Genomic DNA, 9,236 nt, shown 5'->3' on the forward strand with positions numbered 1-9,236 from the left:
TCGTGGTCATTCTCTGCTCGACTCGACAAGATCGCCCTCCAGGAGTGCGCCGACGAGGGAGGAACCGAGGAGATCTTCCGCGACTGCCGCCTGCGCGGAACCACCCCACCCGAGGCGACCGTTAGCGACGGCGGTCCCCGAGGGCGTCGGGGGGACGTGGTGTCACCGGGCTCCGCTCGGCGAGGTGGGCGTCCATGGTGGCGTTCAGATCGGTCATGAACCGCTCGAACTGTTCCAGGAGCTGTGGCGGGTAGGGGGACATCGCGGCATCGAGGCGGGCGGCGAGCGGGCCGAAGAACTCGTCCGCCCGCTCCTGGATGTGCGGGCCGCCGCGCAGGGTGACGATGCGCCGGTCGGAGTGCTCGCGGGTGCGGGTGATGTGCCCGGCTGCTTCGAGGCGGTTCAGGAGCGCGGTGGTGGCGCCCGTGGACAGGGAGATGCGCTCGCTCAGCCGGGCCGGTGACAGCGGGGTCCCGCGTTCTTCGGCGGCGGCGATCTCCAGCACCGCGGTCGCGTCGGTGGAGTGCAGGCCCAGCCAGGCGGCGAAGCGCCGGCTGAGCTCGGCGTAGTGGCCGCCGTAGATACGCAGCCCTTCCATCAGTCGCTCGCGCCGCGCCGCGACACCGTCGCCCATCGCTTCCTCCACCGAGCCTGCCACCTCTTCTCTCCTGCAGGGCCTCCAGGTGGGCGGCCCGCTTTGACAACCTACCTTCACCACTTTACCTTCACCGTGGAATTACTTCACCATGGAGGTATCTGCCGTGCGCGACCTGTTCCCCACTCCTGACGAGACGACCGAGCCCTATCAGCCCCATGAGCCCTACCGGTGGCGGTGGCTGATCCTGGCGGTGATGATCGTCGCGGAGATCATGGATCTCCTGGACGCATCGATCGTCAACGTCGCCGGCCCGGACCTGGAGAAGTCCCTCGGTGCCGGTTCCGTCGGACTGCAGTGGGTGATCGGCGGATACGCCCTCACCCTGGGCGCCGGTCTGGTGCTCGGCGGCCGGCTCGGCGACCGCTACGGCCGGCGCCGGATGTTCCTGGTGGGACTCGCGGCCTTCACCGCGGCCTCGCTGCTGTGCGCGGTCGCGCCGAACATCGAGTCGCTGATCGCCTTCCGCCTGCTGCAGGGCACCGCGGGAGCGATGCTGCTGCCCCAGGGCCTGGGTCTGCTGCGGGAGAACTTCTCCGGCCCCGAGCTCACCAAGGTCTTCGCGATCTTCGGACCCGTCCTCGGCCTGGGCGGCATCATCGGCCCGGTCCTGGGCGGGTTCCTCATCGAGGGGGACTTCTTCGGCCTGGGCTGGCGGTCGGTATTCCTGATCAACCTGCCGATCGGCATCGCGGCACTGATCGTCGCCGCGAAGTTCGTGCCCGAGAAGGCGGGCGACCGCACGGTACGGGTCGACATGACCGGCGCCGCCCTGGTCGTGATCTCCTGCGCCCTGCTGGTGCTGCCGCTGAACCAGGGGCAGGAGGAGGGCTGGCCGCTGTGGACGTGGCTGTCCATGACCGCCTCGGTGATCGGTTTCGCCCTCTTCGCCCTCCAGCAGCGCCGCACGGCCGCCGCGGGCCGCGAGCCGCTGGTGACCCCAAGCCTGCTGCGCAAGCCGGCCTTCACCGTCGGGCTCGGCGGCATCGCCTTGTTCTTCGGCGGCCTCATCGGCACCCAGCTCGTACTGACCCTGTTCCTCCAGATCGGCCGGCACTTCACCGCCGGCGAGGCGGGACTGGGCAACCTGCCCCTCGCGGTGGGAACCGCGCTCGGCGGCGCGGTCAGCGGCGCGTTCCTCGCGGACAGGATCGGCCGCAAGGTGCTGCAGATCGGACCGCTGGTCCAGCTGGCCGGCGCGGCCGTGCTGTGGTTCGAGCTCGACGGCCTCGATGCCGCCTCGTTCTCGATCTGGGACATCGTTCCCGGCGTGACGGTGACGGTGGCGGGCGCCGGCGCCGGCATGGTGATCGCCGCCCTGTTCAGCTTCATCCTGGCCGCGGTCGACGACGACGAGATCGGTTCCGCCTCCGGTGTCCTGTCGGCGGTTCAGGCGGTCGGCGGTTCCATCGGCGTCGCGGTCTTCGGTTCGGTGTTCTTCGCCCAGGCCAAGACCGGTGACTTCACCGGCGGTTTCCACCGCGCGCTGATCGTCCAGGCATGCCTGCTGGTGGCCTTCCTCGCGGTCACCTTCCTGCTGCCCAAGAAGAGCCGACCCGACGACGAGCAGCACGGCGTCGCCGCCGAGCCCGCCACCGCCTCCGACGCAAAGCAGCGCCTCGCCGTGTGAATCACAGCTGGGAGAGCGCCCACGGAAGCGGTCTCCCCAGCACCGACGTGGGCCGGCCGGGCAGAGACCAGGAGGCGGCTCTCGAGTGGCCGCCTCCAACAGCCACGTGAACCCACGGCCTACAGGCTGATGTGGTTGTCGTCCCAGGTGCCGGCGTGTCAGGCGAAGGCCAGCCGGTTCAGCTCGGTGATGGTCTGGCGGTGGCGGTCGCTGTGGGTGCGGCCCCATTTGAGGTTGGAGTAGTACACGAACTGACCCGTGGTGGGTTCGAGGATGTCGATGGCGCAGCCCATGCCGGAGTGGGTGTGGTCGCACAGGCAGGTGCAGCTCTTGTGATCGATTTTCCAGCCCAACCCGGTGGGGCCGTCTCCGAGGAGGCGGGTGAGTTCGGGGCACGACGGTCCGTCGGTGGTCTCCAGCCGGAAGGAGCCGCCGACCGAGTGCCAGGCGTCGGTGCCGTTGAACGGGCCGGGGCCGGCTGTCGCCCGGATGCGTCGCAGCAGGGGAGAGAAGAGCGACGGCGGTTCGAAGGGGGAGTTCACGGCTGCGGTGTACGCGGCCCGTTCCGTTGGTGTCCAGTCCGGCTCGCTCTGGAGCAGGCCGTAGTTGGTGTTGAGCCGCTCTGCGATCCGCTCCCACCAGCGCGGGTTGAAGCCGGTCAGCAGAATCCGGGCTGGCGTGCCGGGGCGGTGGAGACTGATGCCGCCGCTCTCGCGGCGGCAGCGGAGGCCGGCCACTCCCGCGACGCAGTCCTGGGGGTGGTTGCTCTCCTCGCCTGTCAGGCGGGGGAGGAGGAACTCGGCCCAGTGGTGGACGACGTACGGCTCGTCGAGGAGCCTGAGGGTGAGCTGCTCCTCCTCCGGATGTACCTGGACGATGCCCAGGGGGTGTTCGGAGAGTCCGCCGATCTTGCAGCAGGCGAGGAAGACCGCAGCCTCCAGTTGTGCCTGTTCCGGGTGGCGTGCTGCGGGAATGGCGAGCGCCCGGTCGTCGTCGCTGAGAAGCGCGTGCAGGGCTTGGTGGGACTCGCCGGTGCTGCGGCGGCGGTCTTCGGTGAGGGCCAGGGCGGCCTGAGGCATCGTGGTCGCTGTTCCGCGCCAAAACCGGCCCCCGGCGGCGAGCGCTTTGTGAGGTGGGTCAGCAGGTGTCGTACGGATGGTGATGCTTCTGGCCGGTCCTCGGCGAAATGGTGCGGGGGCGTCTTCCATCGCGCGGCCGGGCGTTCACGAGCCCGGACACATCGACGCCCGCACGGAGGCGCCGTCCCGGCGACTGCCGGCCCGGCCGCCCCGACACGCAGGCCTCAGGGGCCGTCCGTCGACTCGGCGATGCGCTTGATGCGGGCAAGGCGCCTGTCCCAGTCGGTGGCGAGCGCGGCCATCCAGCGGGCCGTCGCGTCCAGCGCCGCGGGGCGTACCGCGTACCGCACCTCGCGTCCGACCCGGCTGCCCGACACCAGGCCGGCGGCGTCCAGCACGGCGAGGTGCTTGACCACGGCTTGGCGCGAGACGGGGAGCCGGTCCGCGAGCGCCGTCGCGGAGGCCTCGCCCTGCGTCGCGAGCAGATCGAGCAGTCGCCGTCGCGTGGGATCGGCCAGGGCGGCGAGGACGCCGTCGACGGCCTCCGCCTCGCCGCGGTCTTCGTCCGTCACGCGGAGGACTGCTCGGTGCGCTTCTTGAGGGCGTCGAGCACCTGGGGCCAGCCTCCGGTGTTGTCCTTCACGGCCTTGGCGCGCAGGTCCTCGGGCCCGGCCAGGGCCGCGAATCCGCTCTCGATGACGCGGAGCCTCGTCTTGTCGCCTTCCGCGGTCAGCGTGAACTCCACGAGGGTGCTGTTGTCCTCGCGCAGTTCCTCTCCCGGGAACGCGCTGGCCCAGCGGTACGCCAGGTAGGTCTGGGGCTCGACCTTCTCCACGCGCACCGGGAAGTCGCCGTACTCGGCGTTCCGCGCCACGAGGGACTCTCCCTCCCGCGCCAGGGTCCCGGACGCGCTCGCCGGGTCGGCGACCCAGAAGCCGGGCTCCGCCACCAGTGGCCAGACCCGGTCCACGGGTGCGTCGATCAGGGTTTCGCGTTCGATCCGGTCTTCGCTCATGACGGAACTCCTTCATCCGCGATCCAATGATGCAACTCCAGGGTTGCACGTCAGCCTTTCAGGTGCAACCCAGAGGTTGCGCCTGATTGTCACATCGGCGAGCACCCCGCCGCCTACGCAGAATCGTCCTCGGTGCGGCCCGACTCGGACCCTCCCGGGGCGGAGGGCGGGTGATGATCGCCGCCCGCCGGTCGGTGCGATGGCGCCCTGCTCCGCAATCGCCCAGCGGGAGCCTCGGCCGCGCCCGACCTCGCCGGGCGCGTCCGGGTGGGCAGGTTCGACGCGAACACCGGCCACCTGGACGTCGTCCCCGACGCCCGTGCGTGACGACAGGCGCGGCCGGTGCGCTGAGGGACCCGCCGCCGAGGGGCAGGGGGGGGGCGTGGCTGGTGATGTTGCAGCTCTCGCTCGCGAGGCGGGCCATGCAAGGGCCGGCGTCGGCCTTCATCACTCGGCTACCACGACACGACCGCCACCCGCCTGGTCACCGAGGCCGGCGGAACCTGGAGCCGATACATCCCCGGTGACCACACACGATGAGTTGTCGCGCCCCTCCAGCCGGTGCGCCTCGTCACTCGGGAATCGTGAAGCCCAGTTCGCGCAGGCGGGGCAGGCAGGCTTCGAGGCACTGCGCCACCGATGCAGCATCGGTACGCACGAGGATGTCGTCACGCAACGGGGCGCCACCGGCCACGAACGTCCAGGGCTTCCGCCTCTCTGCCATCTGCTCGGCATCAGCCTTGAGCAGCACGGTTATGCCCTGTTCGGCCAGCGCCTCCATGATCGCGACAATGTCCACCGGTGACCCCTCCAGAGGTGGCTCGAACACACCACGGTGAATCTATCTGTCCGAGGACGGACCACAGACACTGGCCTCGCCACCCAGAGTGACCAACGAGAGCCGTCCAAGCTGGAACACGCGACACCTCAACATGCGGGCCTACCAGTCTCAAGGCCGAGGGCGGCGGGGGTGCAGCCGATCGGCGTTGCCCTCGGCCCGGTTGGCGGCGCGGACTACGGCGCCGTCCAGGACCGTCGTGCCTGCGCCGCAGGTCAGGGACTCAGGCGGCGAACGGGTTGGCGTGGCCGGGCAGCTGGTGCCCGGGGCGTAGGAACCGCTGGCTGCCCTGTTCGTCGCGCACTGCGTGGAACCCGGCGGCCGTCAGCCGCTGTGCGATCTTCCTGCGGCGGATCGCGCCCACCTGGAACGCCACGGTGAAGAGCAGCGCGACCGCCCCGCCGGAGATGACCGCTTCAACCGGCGACTTGTCGAAGAGCAGGAGGACGGTCACGACCGCGCAGGCGAGGTAGCCCTTCACCTTCTGGCTCCGGTTGGCGATGTACAGGGCCATGACGTCGAAGGTGATGAGGTCCTTCAGCACGGCCGCGGCACCGACCGCTTCGGGGACCGGTGTCAGCGAGCCCTGCTCCAGCCCGGGCACTGTCCCGCCGTTGCCCGCCTGCGGATGGGCGGTGATGGTGGCCGCCTCGCGGACGCGCGCGTCGGGCCGCGGGTCCCGGTACATCCGGACCTGGACGAGCGAGTTCTTGAACCCGGTCCTGTACGCCGTGCCGTACGTGTAGCCGTACTGCTCCGCCACGTGTGCCAGGGCGGCCGCCTTCGCCGTGGTGCCCTGGGGGGCGATCTCGACGATGTCCTGCTGACGGGCGATCTGCTGGAGCAGCCCCGCTATGTGACGTTCTATGGACATCCTGTTCCTCGCCCCCTGGGACCCCGCGCCTGGGGTCGACCGGCGGCCCAGCCTAGGGGGTGCACCGCCGATCGGAACACGCGCGGTCTCCCCGGCCATGGACCGGGAGACCACACTTCCGTTGCAGTCTCCTCGATGGCGAACTGCTCGGTGCCCTGGCCCGGTCGTCAGCGGGCTCCGGCGCCCTCCGGATCCGGGGTGGGTGGCGGGTTGTGGCAGGTCACGTCCTTCGCGGGCAGCCGTCCCGTCGACAGGTACGCGTTGACGGGTGTGTTGGCGCAGGCCGTGGGGGTGGAGAGATACACGCCATGCCCCTCACCCCCCAGCGCCAGCACCATCCGCGACCCCTTGAGCGCCTGGTGCAGCGCCTGGCCGGTGCCGAGCGGGGTCATCGGATCCCACTCGTTCTGCACGGTCAGAACATCGGCTCGGGTCTTCATGGGTGTGGCGGGCTCCAGCGTCCGCTGCCAGAAGGCGCACGGTTTGATGTTCGACGCGAAGTCGCCGTACAGCGGGTGCTTCACCTTGTCCCGCGCCGCGTCCCGCGCGTACTGCTGCGGATCGCGGGGCCAGTTGTCCGTGTCCCCGCACACCACGGCCCAGTACACGGCGGTGGCGTTGCCGGCGGGAATGGCGTCCGGACCTTCCGATGCCCCTCTCGCGTCGACGCCCGGGCTGGCGGCCCGGATGCCGCCGAGCGGTGGCTGTGCGCCGGGCCCCTTCCTGTCGGCGCCCTTCCCGCTCGCGCCCGGAGCGGTGCCACCCAGTGCGGTGCCACCCGGCGGCTGGGGCGCCTTGTCGGCCGATGCCCTGATGGACTTGACGACGACCGAGGCGGCGTGGGGATCGAAGAAGAGCCACGGGTCGGCCCTGATGTCGTCACCCGTCATTTTCTCCCCGTAGTGGATGACCGGGTCCCGGTCGGCCCGCGCCACCAGCGCCCAGAAGGTGGCCGAGACCGCCTCGGGTGTGGCGCCGAGCCCATAAGTGTCCGAGCGCTCCGCCGCCCACCGCGTCCACCGCTCGAAGGCGGGCTCGGCTCCGGTCCCCGACGCCTGGATCATGCCGCGCCAGACGCGCCCCGGGTCCACGCCGCTGTCCAGGACGAACCGGTCGGTGCGCGCAGGGAACATCTGGGAGTACACCGCGCCGAGGTACGTCCCGTACGAGTAGCCCAGGTACGAGACCGTCCGCTCTCCCAGTGCGGCGCGGATGACGTCCATGTCGCGCGCCGTGTTGCGGGTGGTGATGTACGGGATCACATCGCCGGACTTCTCACGGCACTTGTCGGCGATTCCGCGGGCCCAGGACACGTCCGAGGCGAAGGTCTCGGGCCGGTACGCCCCGCCGGCGCCCACCTCCGCTTCGCTCAGATCACCACAGCTGATCGGGCTGCTCTCGCCGAGGCCGCGCGGGTCGAAGCCGACAAGGTCGTAGAGGTCGCGTACGTCCTTGGGCATCTCGGCATGCGTCCGTATCGGCCGGTAGAGACCCGAGGTCCCGGGGCCGCCGGGGTTGAGGAGGAGGACGCCACGCCGCTTGGCGGGGTTCTCGCTCTTCATCCGGGATATGGCGAGGTCCAGGGTGCGCCCTTCCGGACGCTGGTAGTCGAGCGGCACCTTGAGGGTGGCGCACTCGTACGCCGCCGGCCGATCGGGGCTGCAGCGGTGCCAGGCCGGCGTCTGTCGCAGGTACGCGGGGGTCGGGGCGGCGGAGGCCGATGCCGTCGCCAGCCCGGGAAGGGCGGCGGCGAGGAGTCCGGAGGTGGCGAGCAGCCGTGCGAGACGTTTCATGCGAGTGGTCCCGTTCCTTCGTCGGGTGAAAACGCTTGCGCCTCGACTGTGTTGGACGAGCGGGTCGGACCGGATCCCTCCCAGGAATGATCTTCCGTCCCCCGCGCGTATCACCTGAAATCCGGACACGTGGCCGAGACTCATCCCCAAGATCCGCGGCTCACGGACCCTGCGCTGGAGCAGACCGAGCAGGCGGCCTGACCACGGCACCGGTCCGGTCCGGTCCCGGAATCTCGCCCTGGGGCCGCCGGTCCACGTGCCTCGCGGCTCTGTTCAGTGATGCAGCGAGGGGCCGGCACCCCGTTGTGGGGGTGGAGGCCCAGACCTGCCGTCGAACCTCCGGAAGATCTGAAGATGACGGCACGGCCTGGGCCAGGTCGTTCTCCGGTGGCGCGATGGGGGAACCATGGGGGGAAGCCGGGTGGTGGGCTTGCGGGGATGCATAGGGCGAAGCAAGGGAGGAACGTGAGCCGGCGACGATTTGCCGTTGCTGCAGGTGGCAAGCCGCCTTTCAAGTGGTGACTGGGCGGACTTACTCCCTGCGCGGTGGGGTGTCTGCGACGGAAGGGGAGTTGTTGACGTGCAGGGCGCCAAGCGACTGGTCCCCTCTTCCCCAACTCCGTCGTCGCCGAGTCCCTCCTGGACCGGCTCATCAACACCAGCCGCCAGGTGATCATGAACGGGCCCGGCTACCGCCCGAACAAGCGGCCCAGGAACCCCACCGACATGGACGGCAAGTCCTGGCCCGCGGCCCGGGCTGGGGGCAGATGGGCATCCTGCGACTGCGGATCCCAGACCACCAGCCGGAACTCCGCAGCGAACTCCTCAATCGCCCGGAGGGCAGGGTCGCTCCTGGACGAAGAGCTGAGATGCATGATCACGTGGTCGATGCCGACCGCCAGCGGCGTCGACATCCACGGCGAGTCTTCGGCACAGGGCGAGTGGTCCGGGAAGTGCGAGCGCAACCGCTCATAGAACGCGACCACTCGCTCGTCGAGCTCACCCTCGGGGTGACTTCCAGAACTGCATCGCTCGAACATCCCACGCGCAGCCACAGCATCAGCCGATGCGTCCATGGCGAGAACCGCAAGGTCGAAACTCACACTCATCCCCCAACCCAGCCACTGCAGGCGCCAGAGTAACCCCTCCCGATCCCACCCCCTACAGACCCGAACCTGGGGAATTACGGGCTCTGTCGGGGATCTTGTGACGCTCCTTCAAAGGCAGGTACGGCGAGTCACTCCGCAGTTCGTTCAGCTAAGGACTGTCCCGTAATCGCCTATGACGGTTAGGGGCGCCACTCTTCGCGGTAGTCGGCGTGATCGGCGTACACGGATGCGAGCAGGAGGACA

General features: G+C 69.9%; 10 protein-coding genes. 1 reads left to right on the forward strand and 9 read right to left on the reverse strand.

Going from position 1 to position 9,236, the window contains the following annotated elements; translation table 11 throughout:
* Nucleotides 1-121: 121 nt before the first annotated feature.
* The gene (locus ACFYZ4_RS39315) at nucleotides 122-634 is read right to left on the reverse strand and encodes a MarR family winged helix-turn-helix transcriptional regulator (protein WP_390786276.1); all 513 of its coding nucleotides are present in this window, start codon (nucleotides 632-634) and stop codon (nucleotides 122-124) included.
* Nucleotides 635-746: 112 nt separating this feature from the next.
* Between ACFYZ4_RS39315 and ACFYZ4_RS39320 the strand changes: the two genes are divergently transcribed.
* On the forward strand, nucleotides 747-2,285 hold the full coding sequence (locus ACFYZ4_RS39320; protein WP_390786266.1) for an MFS transporter: 1,539 nt from the start codon (nucleotides 747-749) through the stop codon (nucleotides 2,283-2,285).
* Nucleotides 2,286-2,443: 158 nt separating this feature from the next.
* Here the strand turns inward: ACFYZ4_RS39320 and ACFYZ4_RS39325 are convergent, their stop codons facing one another.
* From ACFYZ4_RS39325 to ACFYZ4_RS39360, 8 genes are all read right to left on the reverse strand, one after another.
* Nucleotides 2,444-3,364 carry a hypothetical protein gene (locus ACFYZ4_RS39325; protein WP_390786267.1) on the reverse strand — a complete coding sequence of 307 codons (921 nt, stop codon included), beginning with the start codon at nucleotides 3,362-3,364 and terminating at the stop codon, nucleotides 2,444-2,446.
* Nucleotides 3,365-3,588: 224 nt separating this feature from the next.
* Entirely contained in the window at nucleotides 3,589-3,936 is a 348-nt protein-coding gene (locus tag ACFYZ4_RS39330) for an ArsR/SmtB family transcription factor (protein WP_390786268.1), read from the reverse strand.
* On the reverse strand, nucleotides 3,933-4,379 hold the full coding sequence (locus tag ACFYZ4_RS39335; RefSeq protein ID WP_351295960.1) for an SRPBCC domain-containing protein: 447 nt from the start codon (nucleotides 4,377-4,379) through the stop codon (nucleotides 3,933-3,935). Before ACFYZ4_RS39335 ends, ACFYZ4_RS39330 begins: the two co-directional genes overlap by 4 nt.
* Nucleotides 4,380-4,950: 571 nt before the next feature.
* The gene (locus tag ACFYZ4_RS39340; RefSeq protein ID WP_390786269.1) at nucleotides 4,951-5,178 is read right to left on the reverse strand and encodes a hypothetical protein; all 228 of its coding nucleotides are present in this window, start codon (nucleotides 5,176-5,178) and stop codon (nucleotides 4,951-4,953) included.
* Between the two features lie 262 nt (nucleotides 5,179-5,440).
* Nucleotides 5,441-6,091: a hypothetical protein gene (locus tag ACFYZ4_RS39345; protein WP_390786270.1), complete on the reverse strand. Its 651-nt coding sequence runs from the start codon at nucleotides 6,089-6,091 to the stop codon at nucleotides 5,441-5,443.
* A gap of 167 nt (nucleotides 6,092-6,258) precedes the next feature.
* Complete coding sequence (locus tag ACFYZ4_RS39350) at nucleotides 6,259-7,884, reverse strand: alpha/beta hydrolase (RefSeq protein ID WP_390786271.1); 1,626 nt, start codon at nucleotides 7,882-7,884, stop codon at nucleotides 6,259-6,261.
* A gap of 689 nt (nucleotides 7,885-8,573) precedes the next feature.
* Entirely contained in the window at nucleotides 8,574-8,987 is a 414-nt protein-coding gene (locus tag ACFYZ4_RS39355) for a hypothetical protein (RefSeq protein WP_390786272.1), read from the reverse strand.
* A gap of 185 nt (nucleotides 8,988-9,172) precedes the next feature.
* Nucleotides 9,173-9,236, reverse strand: a 64-nt coding sequence (locus ACFYZ4_RS39360; protein ID WP_390786277.1) for a DUF6221 family protein, incomplete at its 5' end; no start/stop codon positions are given.

This window comes from Streptomyces sp. NPDC001513, assembly GCF_042894695.1.
In the GTDB taxonomy this organism is placed as follows: Bacteria; Actinomycetota; Actinomycetes; order Streptomycetales; family Streptomycetaceae; genus Streptomyces.